This is a genomic window from Spirosoma validum (genome assembly GCF_014699035.1).
In the GTDB taxonomy this organism is placed as follows: Bacteria; Bacteroidota; Bacteroidia; order Cytophagales; family Spirosomataceae; genus Spirosoma; species Spirosoma validum.
Genome location: NZ_JACXAA010000006.1, coordinates 360,499 through 380,270 on the forward strand (window position 1 = coordinate 360,499; position 19,772 = coordinate 380,270).

At 46.6% G+C, this 19,772-nt stretch carries 13 protein-coding genes; 9 read left to right on the top strand and 4 right to left on the bottom strand.

The window, feature by feature from the left end; translation table 11 throughout:
* Positions 1–497: 497 nt before the first annotated feature.
* Both IC230_RS18245 and IC230_RS18250 read left to right on the top strand, forming a co-directional pair.
* Positions 498–3,386, top strand: a complete 2,889-nt coding sequence (locus IC230_RS18245; RefSeq protein ID WP_191040470.1) for a DUF6923 family protein — start codon at positions 498–500, stop codon at positions 3,384–3,386.
* Between the two features lie 51 nt (positions 3,387–3,437).
* Positions 3,438–4,529 (top strand): T9SS type A sorting domain-containing protein, encoded by a 1,092-nt coding sequence (locus IC230_RS18250; protein WP_191040471.1) that lies wholly within the window; start codon positions 3,438–3,440, stop codon positions 4,527–4,529.
* A 76-nt stretch (positions 4,530–4,605) separates the two neighbouring features.
* Here the strand turns inward: IC230_RS18250 and IC230_RS18255 are convergent, their stop codons facing one another.
* Entirely contained in the window at positions 4,606–5,136 is a 531-nt protein-coding gene (locus tag IC230_RS18255) for a hypothetical protein (RefSeq protein WP_191040472.1), read from the bottom strand.
* A gap of 284 nt (positions 5,137–5,420) precedes the next feature.
* Positions 5,421–5,987 (bottom strand): peptide-methionine (S)-S-oxide reductase MsrA, encoded by a 567-nt coding sequence (msrA, locus tag IC230_RS18260; RefSeq protein WP_191040473.1) that lies wholly within the window; start codon positions 5,985–5,987, stop codon positions 5,421–5,423.
* Between the two features lie 182 nt (positions 5,988–6,169).
* Between msrA and IC230_RS18265 the strand changes: the two genes are divergently transcribed.
* The 4 genes from IC230_RS18265 to IC230_RS18280 all read left to right on the top strand — a co-directional run bounded on the left by IC230_RS18265 (position 6,170) and on the right by IC230_RS18280 (position 11,570).
* Positions 6,170–7,051 (top strand): PPK2 family polyphosphate kinase, encoded by an 882-nt coding sequence (locus tag IC230_RS18265; RefSeq protein ID WP_191040474.1) that lies wholly within the window; start codon positions 6,170–6,172, stop codon positions 7,049–7,051.
* A 65-nt stretch (positions 7,052–7,116) separates the two neighbouring features.
* Positions 7,117–7,995, top strand: a complete 879-nt coding sequence (locus tag IC230_RS18270; RefSeq protein WP_191040475.1) for a PPK2 family polyphosphate kinase — start codon at positions 7,117–7,119, stop codon at positions 7,993–7,995.
* 165 nt (positions 7,996–8,160) lie between these two features.
* A complete protein-coding gene (locus tag IC230_RS18275; RefSeq protein WP_191040476.1) occupies positions 8,161–10,587 on the top strand; it encodes a TonB-dependent receptor in 2,427 nt (808 codons plus the stop codon).
* Between the two features lie 80 nt (positions 10,588–10,667).
* On the top strand, positions 10,668–11,570 hold the full coding sequence (locus tag IC230_RS18280) for a DUF4249 domain-containing protein (protein ID WP_191040477.1): 903 nt from the start codon (positions 10,668–10,670) through the stop codon (positions 11,568–11,570).
* Between the two features lie 104 nt (positions 11,571–11,674).
* Here IC230_RS18280 and IC230_RS18285 read toward each other — a convergent pair whose 3' ends face one another.
* Together IC230_RS18285 and IC230_RS18290 are read right to left on the bottom strand one after the other, a co-directional pair.
* Positions 11,675–15,226, bottom strand: a complete 3,552-nt coding sequence (locus IC230_RS18285) for a VCBS repeat-containing protein (protein WP_191040478.1) — start codon at positions 15,224–15,226, stop codon at positions 11,675–11,677.
* 191 nt (positions 15,227–15,417) lie between these two features.
* Positions 15,418–16,947, bottom strand: a complete 1,530-nt coding sequence (locus IC230_RS18290; RefSeq protein WP_191040479.1) for an oligosaccharide flippase family protein — start codon at positions 16,945–16,947, stop codon at positions 15,418–15,420.
* Positions 16,948–17,127: 180 nt separating this feature from the next.
* Here IC230_RS18290 and purH point away from each other — a divergent pair, with 180 nt between their 5' ends.
* Genes purH through gatC form a run of 3 tightly spaced genes read left to right on the top strand, consistent with a single transcriptional unit; the run spans position 17,128 to position 19,754 of the window.
* Complete coding sequence (gene purH / locus IC230_RS18295) at positions 17,128–18,696, top strand: bifunctional phosphoribosylaminoimidazolecarboxamide formyltransferase/IMP cyclohydrolase (protein ID WP_191040480.1); 1,569 nt, start codon at positions 17,128–17,130, stop codon at positions 18,694–18,696.
* A gap of 20 nt (positions 18,697–18,716) precedes the next feature.
* Positions 18,717–19,442 carry a lysophospholipid acyltransferase family protein gene (locus IC230_RS18300; protein ID WP_191040481.1) on the top strand — a complete coding sequence of 242 codons (726 nt, stop codon included), beginning with the start codon at positions 18,717–18,719 and terminating at the stop codon, positions 19,440–19,442.
* Between the two features lie 24 nt (positions 19,443–19,466).
* Positions 19,467–19,754, top strand: coding sequence for an Asp-tRNA(Asn)/Glu-tRNA(Gln) amidotransferase subunit GatC (gatC, locus tag IC230_RS18305; RefSeq protein ID WP_191040482.1), 288 nt, complete (start codon positions 19,467–19,469; stop codon positions 19,752–19,754).
* Positions 19,755–19,772: the final 18 nt, after the last annotated feature.

The following is a 19,772-nucleotide window of genomic DNA, read 5'->3' on the forward strand; positions in this document are numbered from 1 at the left end:
ATTTAGCGTATCGCCTGGAGGCTACATAAAGTAGCTAACGCCAAAGCTAATCGACTGAATATAAGCCAAAAGAGAATTCAGATAATAAATTTCTCTTTTTACTCAAAGTTATCAACTTTAAGATTTTCATAACACGAAATTAGGTTTGTTTTCAACTTTATCAGTGTAGTAACATTAATTTCAATTGTAGGCATTTTTGCACTAAAACAAGTTTGCCTAAATAAAAAATATTCACTTTCCAGAATGGCGAGTACTTAATTGATACCTCTAAAATGGGTAGATGACTTCTTGTTGTCTTGTCCCAGCATAAGGATACTAAATACTTGTAAATACACACAAACATAACCATGTACACACTTCCTAATCACTTACTATTTATGCATTGACAGATGTCTACTTTTTTCTCTCGCATCCTACAGGGCATCAGAGAAGTTCGCGCTTTTCCAAAGCTCCTCATAAATCTCGATCATCAGTTAAATCCATTTCTTTCCACTTTTATGAAGACAATTTTTATCAATTATTCTGCTCGCCAGCTCACGCATTCAGTGCATCGGGTGATGCTGGTCGTGTTGCTTCTGACATGCGTCAGTGCGGCTAATGCACAACAAGAACGTGCTGTAGTATCTCATAAGACGATAACTAGATTATCGGATTCACCTAACACAGCTAAAACATCAACCGTTTTAGGCGTTAATGGTGTAGCCACTACACTGACTACGTTCAATTGCGACGACAACAAATCCTATCTGTTTCAGGGAGAAGGAGGAGCGCAAACGATTGATAGTAAAACCAGCGTTTTCGAGTTTAACATTCTCTTAGGTAAGATCACCGAAGTAAAGGCTCAGTTGATCCCAAGCGGCCTCGACCCAGACAACCATACGGCCGTCAACAATGTCGGGTACAACCAACAGGATAACTACATGTGGGGCTACCGCCGGGGTACAAACCAGCTAGTACGTATCGCTAATAACTGGACCGTAACAACTTATGGTATTAACAATTTAGGCGATGATGTCCCATATAATGCGGGTGACATCGACCCAAACGGTGTCATGTACTTGTTTTATGGTGCACCCGAGAACTCTTCAACGAAAATTCGTCGGGTAAATCTTAGCACAAAAGCATTACTTAGCGACATTACACTTAGCCCTGTTGATAACGGTCGCTACATAATTGACTTGGGTTATAACCCTAAGGATGGCAATCTATACGGTATCGATTCGAGAAGCAGCAGCAGTAATTTAGTCAGAATCAGCCTTCAGGCCGGATCAGTTGGACAAGTTACAGATCTAGGTCATATAGGTATTAGTGACAACAGTCCTTTTGGAGCGGTTTATTTTGACAATCAGGGAACGTTATTTCTGAGCCAAAACGGAACAGGTAAGATCTATAAAATTGCGAATGTTTCGACGGGCAATCATGCTGCTTCCTTTTTAAGAGATGGACCTGTTACGAATGACAACGACGGCGCACGCTGTTCTGATGGTGATGTACCTGTCGATATTTCAGGTAAAGTCTTCAATGATGCTAATGGATTGTTAGGGACACCAGCCAATACCGTCGACGGCACACCGGTTAATAGTTTAACAGCAAATACCTTCTCGGTTAACCTGATAAAAGCAGGTAAAGTAGTCGCTACGACAACATTAACCAACGGAGCTTATTCTTTCGAGAATCTTTCTGTAAATACATCCTATACGCTGGTACTCAGCAACTATCCTGGTACGATCGGCGCCAATGCGCCTAGCACGACCTTAGCCAACGGTGTTGTCAACACAGGAGAAAATATTGGCTCGGGAGCGGGCAGCGATGGAAATCCCAACGGTATGATCGTTGTAACCGTAGCTAGAGATGACGTAGATGATGTTAACTTTGGTGTCGAGCGGTTACCAACGGCTAACCCCGTAACGGCCAGTAGCCAGCCGAACCCTGGTGGTAGCACCAAAGTCACGGTACCAACTTTGAACGGATCGGATCCTGAAGATGGAACGTACAACGGAACCAGCAAGACGAATACCATCATCATCAAGAGTCTGCCCTCTAACGGTACATTGTATTACAATAACGTCGCTGTCACTGACGAGCAGGTCATCACCAACTATGACCCCACTAAACTCACGCTGGATCCTAACGACGGAGCCATCACAGTGACCTTCACTTATGCAGAACGCGATGCGGCTGGAAAAGATAGCTCACCCGCTACCGTGACTATGCCCTTTGGCAGCAGTACAGTAAGCATCTCGGGTACGGTCTTTCAGGATGCTAACGGTTTGTTAGGGACCCCAGCTAATACGGTCGATGGCACGCCTGTCAGTAGCCTGACAGCCAACACCTTCTCGGTCAATTTAGTCGCTTCTACTGGCAAAGTGGTATCAACGACGACCCTGACCAACGGTACTTATACCTTCAACGGTGTCTCGCCCAGCAGCTCTTATACGGTGGTGCTCAGCAACTATCCCGGTACGATCGGCGCGAATGCGCCTAGCACGACCTTAGCCAACGGTGTTGTTAACACAGGTGAGAATATTGGCTCGGGAGCGGGTAGCGATGGAAATCCCAACGGCGTATTAGTTGTCGCGGTAGGAACCAGTTCTGTGAGCAATGCCAACTTTGGCGTGGAGCGGCTACCAACGGCTAAGGACGTAACAGCAAGCACCCAGCCTAACCCTGGGAGCTCGAACCGAGTCACGATACCAACCCTGAATGGCTCAGATCCTGAGGATGGCATCTATAACGGGACCAGCAAGACCAATACCATCGTTATCAAGAGTCTGCCCTCTAACGGTACGCTGTACTACAATAATGTTGCCGTCACTGATGAGCAGGTCATCACCAATTATGACCCCACTAAACTCACGCTGGACCCTAACGATGGGGACATCACAGTGACCTTCACTTATGCAGAACGCGATGCAGCCGGAAAAGATAGCTCACCTGCTACCGTGACTGTACCTTTCAAGAACGCGCCAGATTTAACGCCAATTATCTATGCTCGTCCATCTACAGTATATGGAACAACGGATATTACGGTCGTAGTCGATGTGGTAGAATTGTTAAGTATCCCTACCAGCGGAACCATTGTTGTGAAAGTTACCAAAGATTCGAAAGTAGCGCTTACTTTTCCTCCTGGCGCCACAACGATTAATGGTAAGTCGGTGCAAAACGGCTCCTGGACATACACTTCAGACGCTAGTTACCACGTACTTACTACGAGCCGAGTTGTACCCGCAGGTGATAAACTATCCTTTGGTTTCACCGGTCGATTGACACCTGGAGCAACCTCAGGAAGCTTAACAGTCAGCACAGTAATTATTGGCGGTAGTGGTGGCGAAGTTAAAGTCAATAACAATGCGGATGCCGACAAAATTGATTATTTCCAGCAATAACCGTTAGTCAGCTAGGGCCTTCTCAATAAGAAGGCCCTAGTTATATCTCCTATGAATATTAACCGGTTTACGCTACTTGTTAGTTTTTATCTGCTGCTAAGGCTAACTAGCTTCGCCCAGCCCGCTTCTGACCCTGTACCGTCCGGGGCTGATCCAGCCGTCACCAGTCGAAATTTAGAGCCTGCCCCTTTAGCAGGCGTAGGTTCGCCTTTTTCGATGACGTTCACTATCGGCAATAACGGAACGGTCCCTATTAGCGGAACAAGTGTTTCTGAGCAAATGCAATTCACGATTTGCTTAACGAAAAGTGCTCCGTTGACTGCCAGGCCAGAGGAGTCATTATCAGGTAGCCTGATGAATTATTTCGATATAAGTTGGACGGGTACCTGCTTTGAAGGCCGACAAAAACAAGATGTGTCTATTAGCGCTGTTGAATTGTATGAGCTGTATATTTCAGCGGTAGCGACGAGCGCTTCTTCCAATACAGCAGTTAATGATATTGGAGCTTTCTGTAATATCATCCCCAATGGAAGCTCTAATCCTCAGCCAACGGATAACGACTTTGCTTCGATCTATACACACACAACGACCACAGCCATGCCTGTAGCGCTGATCAGCTTTACAGCGCAGGCACAGGAAGACCGTACGGTGTTACTTAACTGGAAAACCTCCTGGGAACACGGAAATAAAGGGTACGTAGTGGAACGTAGTAAAGATCTAAAGGTATTTGAGCCCGTTGGTGAAATAACGGACGTAGCTAGTAATAGCAATACACTTACTCAATATCAGCTAACAGATACGGCTCCGTATCGGGGAACCAGCTATTACCGTCTCACACAGACAGACCTGGATGGTCGAATTCATACGTATCCAGTAGTGAGCGTTGTCATTCGAAATGAGGCTTATGGCATCTATCCTAATCCCGTTCGGGACAACCGGTTTATGCTGGCTCTGGATGAACCCCAATCGGCTCTGGTACAAATGCATACCGTTTCTGGGCAGCAGGTGCCTTTACAGGCCAAAATAGCGGATGACACGCATTTAGAACTACGTAGTGAACGTTCGTTACCAATAGGGGTATATGTATTACGAGTAGAAGAGCGTGGTCAGAAGCGACAGTACCGTCTTGTCGTTAGCGAGTAGAGTTTTAACAGCATGAAATAAACAAAAATGCCATCCAGAAGCTTCTGGATGGCATTTTTTATGGAGAATATTTTGATTAAAATTTAAACGTAACACCCAGTTTTAACGGAGCGACACTGGAACCTAGTTCAGCGAAACCACCTACACTCTCACTGAAAAAATAACGCCCACCAAGGTGAACAGGTAGGAAAATCCCCCCTACACTTCCTGCGTAATACGTACCAGAAACACCTAAATACCCCAGACCAATACCTGCATACAGATCTACCTTATCATTGGGTATGTTGATTATCTCATTAAAGTGGTACGATCCTCGGGCACCTATATAAAAATATGATACGCCATCACCACTAATACCACTTAGCCCACTGTAGCTTAATCGACGGTAATCCACAAATCCCCCGACCGTAATGTTTTTTGTTACACCAAATTCTAGCGATGCACCTAACGATATACCAGAACTGTAGCCAAGGCCAAGGCCATAACCACCAACGCCGATACCAGCATTTAGCAGCTTACTGCCTTTATCAGGAATATATTGAGCATACGATTGAGTAGCGGCTAACAAACCGAGGACTAGTAGAATAGAAAAGTGAAGTTTTTTCATGTGGTTCAACTGATTTTAAGTTAAAATTTGAGACAAAGTAAACGCGAATTCATTGGGCTTACAAACGTCAGGTTGACGTCTTATTTAGCGGTAACATAAGTCGAATACGAGGCAAACATAATCAACCAAATCTGATACGTCTATATTTTTTTGCAAAATTCTCAAATTAATGAACTCTAAATCAATCATTTAAAAAATTTGAATTTTAACATTTCTATAACAGAATAAACAAAAAAGACTTCTCATAAGGAGAAGTCTTTTGAAAAAATACGCACAAAATTCTGTTAATAAGCTAGTTCTGATTTCAACTTTTCTTTAAACACTTTTTTAAATTTATCTACTTTCGGAGCGATCACGAAGGCGCAGTATCCCTGGTTTGGGTTGTTGGCAAAATAACTCTGGTGGTAAGCTTCTGCTTCATAGAACGTAGTGGCCGGGCTGATTTCCGTCACGATCGGATCAGTATAAGCGCCCGCCTTATCTAGCTCTGCTTTCGCCGTTTCTGCCAGGCGTTTCTGCTCATCAGTATGATAAAAAATGACCGACCGATACTGTGTACCCACATCAGCTCCCTGACGATTCAGTGAAGTTGGATCGTGACTACGAAAGAACGCTTCCAATAACTCCTGATACGTAATTTTTGCCGGATCATACGTTACCTCAACACATTCTGCATGTCCGGTTGTACCGGTGCAAACTTCCTTATACGTTGGGTTTGCTTTCTGGCCACCTTCGTAGCCTGATACCGCCGAAATAACCCCATCGAGCGATTCATATAACGCTTCTGTACACCAAAAGCAGCCCGTTCCGAACGTTGCTTTGGCCAGATTGTCTGATTGATTGGTTGTCATAAGTATTGTTTTCTTTTTCGTAACTGACGGTGAACGTGTCAGCAATTTCAGGTTCATAGATAAATCCGCTACCAACGTAGTGAGACCGTTGCGAAGTCGGGTTACAACTATTCCGGTTATTTGTGGTTAGAACTCAAACGAATAACATATCAGACCCACGTAAAGTTTACGCAACTACGCCTGTGAAAGACTTCAATACCGACCGTTTTCGCTATGACGGAGAAAAAACATTTAAACTAAAAAAAGCGCCCACCAAAGTAGACGATCTGTATGAAGATGATGAGCATTACGAAGCATTGCTACGTCAGCAGGCCAACGATATCGACAAGTTACAGGAGCGAATGTATGCCTACAACCGATACGGGCTGGTAGCCGTATTTCAGGCGTTAGACGCGGCCGGAAAGGATGGTACGATTCAGCACGTTTTCACAGGCACGAATCCAGCCGGAGTCCGCGTCTATTCCTTTAAGCGACCAACTGAGCAGGAACTCGACCACGATTTTCTGTGGCGTAGCTGGCGTGAACTGCCCGAACGTGGCACGATTGGCATTTTTAATCGGTCATATTACGAAGAAGTGCTGGTTACGAAAGTTCATCCCGAAATTCTGACGGAAAGCCAGCGCTTGCCGGAAAAAGCGACCAATGATCTGGATAAACTGTTCAAGCATCGTTATGAGGCTATCCGGAATATGGAAACGTTTCTACACCAGAATGGCTTCCCGACGATCAAATTTTATCTGCATGTATCCAAAGACGAACAGGCCGACCGGCTCATTGCTCGCATTGAAGATCCTGATAAGAACTGGAAATTTGAAGAAGGGGATGTAAACGAACGTGATTTCTGGAGTGATTATCAGGATGCCTATGAAGACTGTATCAATGAAACAGCTACCGATAAAGCTCCCTGGTACGTCATTCCAGCTGACGATAAAAAAAACATGCGCCTGTTAGTCGGTCGAATCATTATTGAAGAACTCAAAAAATTACCCATTGTCGATCCGCAGCCCGACGATAAACGGTTTAAAGAATTACAGAAACTGATCTCAGTAATTCGTGCTCAATAGTAACGCGGCAGGAAAGCCGCGCCACAAGTAGAACTCCATGGCGGCTTTCCTGCCGCGTTACGTGAATGAAAAAAATCAACGCAAGCCAGTTTCGGTACGACGAAAAGAAACCGTTTTCGATCAAATCTAGTCCAACATTAATCGATCCATTTTATACTGACGAAGCTGATTTTGGTCAACAGTTAGATGCTTTATCGGTCCGGATGGATCAGGCTCAGAATCGGATGCATGCCGACGAGCATTATGGCTTATTGGTTATCTTTCAGGCGATGGATGCAGCCGGAAAAGATAGCAGCATCCGGCGCGTCTTTAAAGGCGTCAATCCATCCCGTTTTCAGATAGCACCCTTCAAGAAACCAGCGGAGGAAGATATGAAACATGACTTTCTGTGGCGCTTCTGGCAGGAACTCCCCGAACGTGGCAACATTGGCGTCTTCAATCGGTCGTATTACGAAGAAGTGTTGACGTTACGTGTTCACCCGGAAAAGTTACAGGATCAGCTAATTCCGGCGGACTTACTACCTAAAAACGAGCAAACCCTTTGGAGGCAGCGCTTTGGCGATATTGTTCATTTCGAAGATTACCTGTTCCGGAATGGATTTCCAATTGTCAAGTTTTACCTGAATGTGACTAAAGAGGAACAGGGAAAACGGCTTATCGCCCGTTTGGAAGATACCGAGAAACAATGGAAGCTGAGCGAAAATGATTTGAAAGAACGAGAATTCTGGCCTGAGTATATGCAGGCGTATGAAGATACCATCAACGCAACAGCAACCAAGCAGAATCCCTGGTACGTCATTCCCAGCGATGATCGCACTAACCAGCAACTTATTATTGCGCACATTCTTACCGAAATTCTGGAGTCGTTGCCCGTTCAGTTTCCCAAAACGGACGAAAAGGAAGCTAAGAACTTGATAAAAGTAATTAAGAAACAGGATAATTAATCAAGCTTTTACTCTTGCCAATATTGGTTTTATCGTATCCAGAGGACCGTTCAGAATCAGATTTAGCAGCTTTATCCAATTTTAAATTCTATTGAAGCCAGGGTAAAGTACCTTTACGTTGTCATGATTACAACCTAATCGTCTGTTTGATCAACAGACAACGTAATGAAACATCACCTACTTGTTTATCTATTCTGTTTTTCCGTTACGCTGGTCCCGATTGGTTCTAAAGCGCAGACTATCAATGTCCTCGAAAAAGCATCGAATAAAGGTAACCATGCTGCGTTGACGGTTAGTGGCTATATAAAGGATGCGGCTAATGGCGAAGGGCTTATTGGCGTATCGGTTTACGTAAAGGAAACCAGCACAGGAGCTGTTACGAACAATTATGGTTTTTATGCGGTAACAGTCCCCCCCGGCAATTACAACCTCGTTATCAGCTACGTTGGGTACGCGAAACAAACGCGCTCCGTTGACCTGACAGACCGCAACATACGCCTTGACCTTGAACTTCAGCAGGAAGGTAAGGAACTTCAGGAAGTGACGGTTTCGACGAAGCGAGAGGATGATAACGTCAAAAACATTGAAATGAGCGTCAATCAGATTGACGTAAAAACGCTGAAGCGCATTCCGGCCTTATTGGGTGAAGTTGACGTAATACGCAGCATTCAATTGCTACCCGGCGTTTCGACCGTGGGCGAGGGGGCAACCGGCTTTAACGTACGGGGTGGTAGCATCGATCAGAATCTGGTTCTCCTAGACGAAGCGCCGGTCTATAATTCTTCACATTTATTTGGCTTTTTTTCAGTCTTTAATCCCGATGCCGTTAAGGACGTAAAGCTGATCAAAGGCGGTATTCCTTCTAACTACGGCGGACGGATTGCTTCCATCCTGGACGTTCGTTTAAAAGAAGGCAATGCAAAGAAGCCCGAATTAAACGGAGGTATCGGATTAATTTTTAGCCGTTTATCCTACGAACAGCCGCTTTTTAAGGGAAAAGGTTCCTTTATCGTAGCGGCCCGCCGTTCGTATGCCGATATTCTGGCGCAACCGTTTTTAAACAGCGATCTAAAAGGTGCTAAATTCTATTTCTACGACCTGACGGCGAAAGGTAATTACCGTATCAACGACAAAAACATTGTTTTTCTCTCGGGCTACCTGGGTCGCGATGTATTTGGTTCTGACTTTGGGTTTAATTGGGGAAACACGACGTTATCGGCCCGCTGGAACCACGTGTTCAGCGATCGCTTATTCCTGAACACAACAGCTTATTACAGCAATTATGATTATTCACTAAACACTGATCTCAAGCAGAAAAGGCCTAATGACTTCTTTCGTACAGACTCCCGTATTGTCGACTACAGTATAAAACCTGACTTTTCGATTGCGCTGGGCAAAAATTTAATCACGTTTGGTGGGCAGGCCATTATTCATGATTTTCAACCAGGAACAGCCACAGCCGCCAGTGCAGGCAGTGTTCGCTCCTTTGGCATCGCGAACAAACATGCCCTTGAATCAGCTCTTTACATCGGCAACGAACAACAGGTTACGCCCCGATTACAACTTCAATATGGCTTACGTTACTCCTTGTTCAATTATACCGGACCAGGTGAAGCATATACGTTTTCAACAGAGATTCCACTTGGCCAACGTCGGGAAGTCGTTACAACTATAGATTACAAAGGAAACAATACGATACAAACGTATGGCAACTGGGAGCCGCGATTCTCTGCAAAGTATGAATTGAACAACAGTAGTTCGCTAAAATTGAGCTACAATCGCCTGGCTCAGTACATTCACCTGATTTCTAATACGACAGCCTCAACACCACTAGACATCTGGACACCTTCTACTAACAACATTAAACCCCAGATTGGCGATCAGGTTGCCGGAGGCTATTTCAGGAATTTCGGACGCTCGACCGGTACAGGTAGCGAATTTGAAGCTTCTGTAGAAGTCTATTACAAATGGCTCCAGAATCAGATCGACTATATTGATGGTGCCAGCCTGATTCTGAACAAATACCTCGAAGGTGATCTGCTAAGCGGAAGAGGGCGAGCCTACGGAGCCGAATTTTACATCAAACGCAATACAGGTGTAGTCAATGGCTGGATAAGCTATACGCTGGCGAAAACGGAGCGTCAGGTAAATGGAATTAATAATAACGATTGGTATCCAACTCGTTTCGATAAACGCCACACGTTAACGTCGGTGCTGATGTTTGATCCGCCTAACGCGAAGCGCTGGAATTTTTCCGCTACGTTCACGCTTGCCAGTGGCACACCCGGTACGTTTCCGACCGGACGATTTGAGTTCGATGGTCACGTAGCGCCGATCTACGAAGCGCGGAATAACTATCGTATTCCAGCGTATCATCGACTCGATTTAGCCGCTACGTTACAGGGGCGAAAACGGCCCGGCAAACGCAAAGACGATAGCTGGGTCTTTTCGGTTTATAACGCTTACGCTCGAAAGAACGCCTTCTCGGTTTATTTTCAGCCGAATGTCGATAATCCGCGGGTAACCGAAGCCATTCGGTATTCTGTTTTTGCAACGATTATCCCATCCGTCACATACAATTTTAAATTTTAACCTGAGCCACGCTTCCGGTGCTTACTACCGGATGGTTAAACCAAACTTGACTACCGACCTAAAAAGTTGGTGCTACAGCAATGCAACGATTCTTTTTTATACCCTGTCTGTTGCTCGCAAGTCTGTTTCTGAACAGTTGCACAACCGTAATCGACGCGAAGCTCGATACAGGCCCTATCGAGCTTTCGGTGGATGCCCTCCTAACCGATCAACCGGGTTCACAAACGATACGTCTGACGCAAACAGCGGCTTACTTCGATAGCAGCACTCCGCCAGCCGCAACCAGCGCAACCGTGACCGTTTCGGATGATGCAGGAAAAACGTACTCATTTTCAGACCCTGACAACGACGGATATTACGTCTGGCAACCAACCGGAAAAGACACCCTGGGGCACATCGGACGCACGTACCAACTCACTATTGCCTATCAAGGTGAAACGTATCGGGCTAGCTCTAAAATGAATCGGGTTCCAGCTATCGACTCGCTCATTTTTGTGAAGCGGAAACTCAATCCTTTGTCAAAAAATGAGGGTTATCGGGCCGAATTTTACGCTCGTGACATTGCCGGGGCGGCAGACTACTATCGGGTTCGGTTTTTCCGTAACGGTGAGCTGCAAAATAAACCCGCGAACATCATTACGTCGCAGGACGGCGGCTTTCGGACAAGCAGCGGAGTTACGGATGGCCTGGCCTTTATTGTTCCTATTCGCCGGTCGATCAATCCAGATAGTTTGTTTGCGCTGAACGACAATGTAAAAGTAGAATTACACTCGCTTACGCTGGAAGGATTCGATTTCTGGCAGCAACTTCGCACCCAGATTACGAATGGCGGCCTGTTTGCCCCTCCTCCAACGAACGTACCAACGAACATCATCAATACCAACGCGGCCGGTCGAAAAGCAACAGGCTTCTTTGTTACGTCAGCCGTCCGCAGTTTTAGCGCTAGTGTAACCCAAGTCAATATTCGCGTTCGAGAGGATTAAACGTCCTAACATAACGAGGTCGGGTCGAGGTGGTGTCAGGTTCGAAAACCTGACACCACCTCGACCCGACCTCGTTATGTTAGGACACTTCCTGTGTACTCTTGCTACTTCTTTATAATCTGCTCTCCCGGCAGCAACCATACTCCCCGCGCTGATTGCCCATAAAACGATGTGCCAAATGGGATTTCCTGTCGCCGGATTCGACCATTTTTGAGACGCACATCCAAAGCCGTCGTGCGCGCATCTACGGGCGTAAACGTTTGTGGCTTTTCCACAGCAAACACACGTAATGGACCTCGATTTTCAGTAACCGCCAATCGACAGCGTCCCTGCGCATCTGGCCAGTTTACCAGCGCCTTCGCATTACCCGGAACGTAAAAACCCGTTTCAGCCATGGTCAGCGAAGCAAAATTTCCTTTACCATCACCTTTCAGCACCAGGCCGTTAAAGGCATCCATACGACCGGCAACCAAATCACTCCCGTGTTCATTACCTACCAACACCGCATCTAAATTGCCATCACCATCGACATCCTGCGCCAGCATACCAAATACAGGGGCAGTCTGGGCCATAACCGGCAACGGGCGTACGTCGAACTGGCCGTTGCCTTTGTTTTCGATATAGCTGCTGGACAGATAAGTTGCTGACAATTTCAGCGCCTGATTCCGTTCGTCGTCGGTCAGTATCTGGTTAATCGTTGCTTCACCGAAGGCATTGTATTTGATATACCGACGCTTAATACCGATCATTTGCTTCACCATGTCGTCCCAGCCGAAGTATGGATATTCTTCATATTGCCCTTTTGCATTTTTGAAATATACTGTCGGGAAGGCGTCATAAAAGCCGTTATTATCGAAATCACCAGCATAGATACGTACCGGATGTTCAGTACTGGCACGTAGCAAATTGTTCTGACCGAGATTACCCGCCAGATAGTCGATATCGCCATCGTTATCGAAATCGCCGGGAGTCAGAGAATTCCAGAAGCCGGATTTATCGGACAGGCCGCTATTCTCAAGCGGTTTGAAATAACCTTTTTCGTTACGTAGCATAGTGAGCGGAGCCCATTCACTGGCCAGCAGCAAATCAACGTAACCATCTTTATCGTAATCTGTCCATAGCGCATCGCAGGTTAAACCACCTTTGGTGAGAACGGGCGCGATCTGAGCCGTTACGTCTGTGAAATGCGGTTTACCGTTTCTGCTGTCGTTACGTAGTAAATAACTGGGCACACCCACTGGATATTTATACGGCTCGACGCGTCCACCCACAAACAGATCCAAGTCACCGTCACGATCAAAGTCAGCGGCTTTCACGCATGAGCCATCGACCCGAAAGTTAGGTAATGCATCTTGTGCCAGCGTAAAGTTGCCTTTCCCATCGTTCACATAAAGTCGATGTCTCAACGCTTCAGCCAGTTGATCCGGGTTAAACTCCGTACTGCCACTTGCTGCATACAGATCCATATCACCGTCGCTATCGGCATCGAAAAGCAATAGGCCAGCGTCTTCCGATAATTTGGCCGGTAACGCTTTTAATGTGAACCGACCCGTTGGCTGCTGAAGCAATACTTCTGTCGAATAATTTGAACTTCCGCCAACAACCATATCCATCAGTCCGTCACCGTTAACATCTCCTACAGCCAGTGCGGGGCCATATTCGGTGAGCTTATGCAGTAGGGTCTTTTGCAGGTTGAAGTCGATAATGTCCGTTTCTTCGTGCCGGTACGTAATCCCAAGCGCGGCTGTTACATCCTGCAACAAAGGGGTCGGTAGTGCAGTAATTGAATGGGGAACCGGTCGGGCATCCGTTGCCTTAAGCGTAATCACCTGATCGGCACTGACATTTGGCAGAATTTGGACTCGCCCACCAGGCCAGGTTACTTTCAGGTTTTTAATAGTGGCCTCCTTACCCAACCCAAGATGTGCAACTGGCTCAACGCTGGAGAGAAATCCCCGATACGGCGTATGCTCGTACAACTCCTTCCGACCGTTCGGCAGCGTGTATTCCACGATGGCGCCAAATCCCATCCGGTTAGCGCCATCGCCCTGAAATTGTATCCGGAGGTAGTGAGCGTTTTCCGATTTTTGATCCGTCAAGTTATTCCGGTAGATGAACGCTTCGTCGTTGATGTTATTGATGACGTAATCCAGATCGCCATCACCGTCGAAATCAGCATAAGCCGCGCCGTTTGAGAAACTGGGTTCAGTCATTCCCCAGCGAGCCGTTACGTTCTCAAACTTAGTGTCTCCCTGATTCCGAAAGGCATAGTTGCTAACTTTGACCTGGGGCATTTTCCCGGTCAGATCTTTCCGAAGATCATTGCTCAAATACGAATTAACCGAGCTATAATAATTCGTAAAATCCCGATCGGTTACGTCGCGCGGAAACCCATTGGTAATCAACAAATCCCGGTTTCCGTCATGATCGAAGTCGACCAGCAAGGGCGACCAGCTCCATTCCGTTTCGGCCACGCCAGCCAGCATGCTGATCTCGCTAAAAATTGGCATATAGGCATGTGACGTATCCGTGGGACGCACTCCTTGGTTCAACTGTAACGTATTGCGGGCGTACTGGTGTTCATAGCCCATCCGATCCCACTCCTGATAGGCGAAATAACTACTAGGTCCCATCAGGCTCTTTTTGCGCAGATTATCTTCTGGCAACATATCCATCACAACCATGTCGGCCAGCCCATCGCCGTTGATGTCGGCGACATCGTTTCCCATGGCCGATGAACTGGTATGTTTAAACGCTTCATGGGCGCGGTTAGTGAACGTTCCATCATGATTGTTGATGTAGAGGACATCGTTCGTTGCGAAGTCGTTCGTTACGTAAATATCCTTCCAGCCATCGCGGTTGATGTCGCAGATGTTCACGCCCAGCCCAAAGCCCTCAGCCAGCGTACCCGCCTGCTTCGTTACGTCGGTAAAGTACGCATGACCACGTTGTGCGTCGAAATCGTTGCGATAGAGCCGGTCGGTGTTGGGCGACGTACCGTCATTTACCCGAGCGCGGAGATTCGTCGGGTTGCGGGGATCATCGATCTGATCGACCAGTACAAAAAGATCCAGATCGCCATCGTTGTCATAATCGAAAAACGCGGAATGAGTCGTGTAGGTTGTATCAGCGACACCGTACTCCACAGCCATTTCCTGAAATTTTGGAGCACCGTCCGCGTCATTTCCCTGATTGACGTACAGCAGATTGGCCCGTTGAGCGGCCTTTTTGTGAAGGGTATTTGACACATAAACGTCTAATTTACCATCGGCGTTAATATCCACCACCGATACTCCCGAACACCAGCGGCCTCCTCCCCCAACACCCGCCGACTGCGTAACATCTTTAAACGTAAATTTTCCACTCCCCGATTCGATTTCATTGATGTACAGCCGATTTGGTACCTGATTACCCGCAAAAAACACGTCGGGTTTCTGATCACCATTAAAATCACCCACACCAACGCCCCCACCGTTGTAGATGTACTGATAGTTCAGAATGTTAAGCGTATCGCTATCGGTTATGGTATTGGCAAACGTAATACCCGTTTCGGACGAGTCAACGCGCTCAAATAGCGTCTTTTCCCGACAGGCCGTAAATAAAAAAAGAAACGAGAGTGGGAATAGCCACGTACCGTTCCGATTAACTAGTTTCATGCAGTAAGAATGTGCCGTTTATGAAGGCAACTGGAACAGATTAATCTCCAAATTTATCTAGAAAAACCACCAAAACCGCAGAAATTATGCTTTTTTGTATCACGTGTACTCTCTTCAAAAAGGCCCATTTTTGGTAACGGTACTCGACACTACTACGAGATATTACCGAGTGAAAAAATAGCTGTTTCCTACTATTTTTTTCTTTTCTGAAACCGGGCTAGTAACGGTAGGAACGTATCGCGCTCAATAAATAATACGGCAGCGACAAACAATCCACAGAGCGCCAGATGCACTGGTACGGCAATCCATAAATTTAGAATCGGAAATAGCCACGATGCATAAATCAACAAACCCGCCCCAAGGACATACCCCAACGCTGACTGAACGTCATAAGGTACAGGATAATATTTTTCACCTAAGCCATAACAAAGAGCCAACATCACAAAACTAGACAGCAGAAACGCCACCGCACAACCCATGTACCCAAGAATCGGTATTAGCAGAATATTCCCTAAAATGGTGATAGCGGCCCCAACGATGGTAATAAACGTACCAAATTTAGTTTTATCACTGAGTTTAAACCAGAAGGAAATGTTGTAGTAGACACCTAAAAATAAATATGCTAACAAAAGTAAGGGTACAATATCCAGCCCAACACGATACCGTTTCGATAAAACTAAGCCTATTATATCGAGATTCAGGCTCGCTCCAACCCAGATAATAACGCAAACGATCAGAAACCATTTTGTAACACGAGCCAGCAAATCTGGGGCATTTTTGTCGTCAGACTGCGAAAAAAAGAAAGGGTCCGCGGCAAATTTAAACGACTGAATAGCCAGCGCCATAAATACGGATAGCTTGTAGCAATTGCCATAAATACCCAGTGCATCAGCCGAACTAATACCTGCGTAGAAACCTTCAGGCAGAAAATGTCGCAAAAAGATTCGGTCGGTGGTATTGTTAACCAGACCAGCCAAATTTGTTAGCATGAGCGGAAAGGCATACGCTAACAAAAGGCCCATCTCGCTTTTGTTGATTCGAAATCGGAAGTTGCTAAACGCATTACGGATTAGAATGAAGAAAGTCGCATTGGCTAACAGATTAGCCAGAAAGATATAACCTGGCCCAATGGCAGGGTTGTAAAAAAGACGGACAAGCGGCTGTAAATTCTGTAGATACTTACCGGCATATATATCCCGGCAAATGATTAGAAAGAAAACATTTAGCCCGACGACGATGACAATGTTAGTGATCTTAGCTATAACAAACTGACGAGCCTTGTTCTCAATCCGTAATCGGGCAAAGGGAATAGCCACAATTGCGTCAATGGCAATAATCAGTGCTACCCAGATAATGGATGATTGCTGGCCAGGGTAATTTAACCAAACAGCTATTTGAGGGGTCAAACCAATGATCAGGACACTAGCCAGACCACTGACGATCATGACTAAGCTTAGATTGTCATTAAAAATTCGTTGCCGTTCAGCAGGATCATTTTTGGCTTTGGCAGCAAATCGAAAAAAAGCGGTTTCAAGGCCTACTGTATATAGCGTAAGCAGAACACCGACGTAGCTGTATAATTCTACGTTTGACGCTAATGCGCCGGGTTTTGTAAAGACATAGGTGTGTAACGGGACCAAAACAAAGTTGAGCATACGACCCAAAATTGTGCTTACACCATAAAGCGCGGTGTCGCTGGCTAATTTTTTAAATTGACTCATCAGAACAATCAAACCTGATTCTATTCAGGCAACGTATCTCGGACAGCACGGCCGGGACTGACAAAGTTAAGAGCTTTGCTTATCTTTGCCCGTCATCTACCAGAAACAACAAGTATCCGTTTTCACGTAACTTGATCATCTAGTCAAGATACAGTCGGCAGGCTGTCTCGTATCCAATATATGTCTCTGAAAATATCTTCTGCGCTGATTTCCGTTTTTTATAAAGACGGTCTCGAACCTTTAGTCCGACTGCTGCACGAACAGAACGTCAAACTTTATTCGACGGGTGGCACCCAGGCCTTTATCGAACAGTTAGGCGTGCCGGTTACGGCTGTTGAAAACTTAACGGGGTATCCCTCCATTTTTGGCGGACGGGTAAAAACCCTGCATCCAGCCGTGATGGGCGGCATCTTATATCGTCGCCAATTACCCGAAGATCTTGCTCAGGCCGAGCGTCACCGGATTCCACCGATTGATCTGGTCGTCGTTGATTTGTATCCGTTTGAGGAAACTGTTGCGTCGGGAGCGTCGGACGAAGACATTATCGAAAAAATTGACATTGGTGGTATTTCCCTGATTCGGGCGGCTGCCAAGAATTACAACGACGTATTGATTGTTTCTTCGCGGAGCCAGTATGCGGATGCCGTCGGGTTGCTGACTGAAAAAACGGGCGCTACCGATCTGGCTGATCGTCGGCGTTACGCGGGCGAAGCCTTTGCCGTTACGTCGCATTACGACACAGCGATTCAAGTCTATTTTGCTGGTGGAAGCAATCAGGGTACGGACCACGAAGGATCGATTTATGATTTCAAATCGCTGCCTGCCAACCATCTCCGCTACGGTGAGAATCCGCACCAGCAAGCCAGCTTCTATGGTAATCTGGACGCAATGTTCGACAAATTGCACGGTAAAGAGCTGTCATACAACAACCTGGTCGACGTTGACGCCTGTGTGAGCCTGATCGATGAATTTCCCGCAACGGAAGGTTCGCCAGCAGCTTATGCCATTATCAAACACACGAACGCCTGCGGAATTGCTACGGCTCCAACGCCCAAAGAAGCGTATCTGAACGCCTTAGCCTGCGATCCGGTCTCGGCATTCGGGGGTGTTGTGATTAGCAACATGCCCGTCGATCTGGAAACAGCAGAAGAACTGAACAAGCTGTTCATGGAAATTCTGATTGCGCCCGACTATGCGCCAGAAGCACTGAAACTACTTCGGTCGAAGAAGAACCGGATTCTGTTACAACGGAAGCCCGTCGACTTACCGACCGTTATGTTCAAAACGATCCTGAACGGCGTATTGGAACAGGATAAAGATGATCAGGCTGAAACAGCCAGTCAATTTAAAACTGTTACGGAGAAAGCGCCTACTGACAGTGAAGTACGGGCGCTGGAGTTTGCACTTAAAGTTTGCAAGCACACAAAATCTAACACGATTGTCTTAGCCAAAGAAGCCGGACCATCGTACGGGCAGTTACTGGCCAGTGGTGTCGGGCAAACATCACGCGTAGATGCATTGCGGCAGGCCATCGAGAAAGCCCATGCGTTCGGCTTCGATCTGAACGGATCAGTTATGGCATCGGATGCCTTTTTCCCCTTCCCTGACTGCGTCGAAATCGCAGGAAAAGCGGGAATTACTGCCGTGGTACAGCCCGGCGGTTCCATTCGTGATCAGGATTCAATCGATTATTGCAATCAGCATGGCCTGGCAATGGTTACGACCGGCGTCAGACATTTTAAACATTAAATCAGAATAGTCGGACCCTTATGCTCTACACAATCTGGTGCGCGATCTGGTTCGTATCTCTGTATCTGGTGCTCTTCCCGATCCAGTTTGTGTTTTTGCAACGTAATGAATGGAAGCCACTGGCACATAAGATCAATTACATCTGGGGTCGTCTGTTTTTTATCGGGGCAGGCATACCGATTCGGGTTGAATACCGCTTCCGACCTGACCCCAAAGGTGTCTATGTCTTATGTGCCAATCACTTTTCCTACCTGGACATTGCGGCTATGGGTGTCATCGTTCAAAACTATTACGCCTTCGTTGGAAAAAGTGAGGTGAAGCACATCCCCCTCTTAGGCTACATGTTTGCCAAGCTACACGTTCAGGTCGATCGCGCTCAACCGAACAGCCGGGCGTATTCGTTAGCAAAATCCATTCGAACGCTGGCTTCGGGACGTAGTATCATGATTTTCCCGGAGGGTGGTATTCGGGCACCGGAACCACCTCAGATGGTATCGTTCAAAGATGGGGCCTTCACAATGGCTATTCAACAGCAAGTTCCGATTGTTCCCATTACCCTACTGAATACGTATCAGATCTTACCCGACAAGAGTCCGATACGTTTTCACTGGCATTCGCTGCGAGCGGTCATTCACCCACCCATCGCAACAACAGGCATGACACAGGATGATGTGGAGCGCTTGAAACAGGAAACGTATCAGATTATTGACGCCGAATTAGTGAGCGAAAAGAATGCCGTGACCTAATAGTCACTCATTCACTTAGTGATTATGAAAGTAGACCAGGAAACCTTACATAAAATTGCTCATCTCGCCCGACTGGAAGTGCGGCCGGGGGAGGAAACCGAGCTACTCAACAGCCTGAACGGCGTGTTGACGTGGATGGAACAGCTCAATGAGGTTAATACAACGGGTGTTGAGCCGCTGACGCACATTTCTGTAGAAACCAACGTACTGCGCGATGACGTCGTTGGCAATCACCTCCCGCGTGAGCAGGCACTCGCAAATGCCCCCCAGCACGACGAACGTTTTTTTGAAGTACCGAAGGTATTGGAATAGTCTGAACCGCTCCGGCGG

Coding starts and splice junctions, on each gene's coding strand:
- purH (WP_191040480.1), top strand. CDS start 17,128: ATGTCTCTGAAAATATCTTCTGCGCTGATTTCCGTTTTTTATAAAGAC.
- gatC (WP_191040482.1), top strand. CDS start 19,467: ATGAAAGTAGACCAGGAAACCTTACATAAAATTGCTCATCTCGCCCGA.
- msrA (WP_191040473.1), bottom strand. CDS start 5,987: ATGACAACCAATCAATCAGACAATCTGGCCAAAGCAACGTTCGGAACG.
- IC230_RS18290 (WP_191040479.1), bottom strand. CDS start 16,947: ATGAGTCAATTTAAAAAATTAGCCAGCGACACCGCGCTTTATGGTGTA.
- IC230_RS18275 (WP_191040476.1), top strand. CDS start 8,161: ATGAAACATCACCTACTTGTTTATCTATTCTGTTTTTCCGTTACGCTG.
- IC230_RS18250 (WP_191040471.1), top strand. CDS start 3,438: ATGAATATTAACCGGTTTACGCTACTTGTTAGTTTTTATCTGCTGCTA.
- IC230_RS18280 (WP_191040477.1), top strand. CDS start 10,668: ATGCAACGATTCTTTTTTATACCCTGTCTGTTGCTCGCAAGTCTGTTT.
- IC230_RS18285 (WP_191040478.1), bottom strand. CDS start 15,226: ATGAAACTAGTTAATCGGAACGGTACGTGGCTATTCCCACTCTCGTTT.
- IC230_RS18245 (WP_191040470.1), top strand. CDS start 498: ATGAAGACAATTTTTATCAATTATTCTGCTCGCCAGCTCACGCATTCA.
- IC230_RS18300 (WP_191040481.1), top strand. CDS start 18,717: ATGCTCTACACAATCTGGTGCGCGATCTGGTTCGTATCTCTGTATCTG.
- IC230_RS18255 (WP_191040472.1), bottom strand. CDS start 5,136: ATGAAAAAACTTCACTTTTCTATTCTACTAGTCCTCGGTTTGTTAGCC.
- IC230_RS18270 (WP_191040475.1), top strand. CDS start 7,117: ATGAAAAAAATCAACGCAAGCCAGTTTCGGTACGACGAAAAGAAACCG.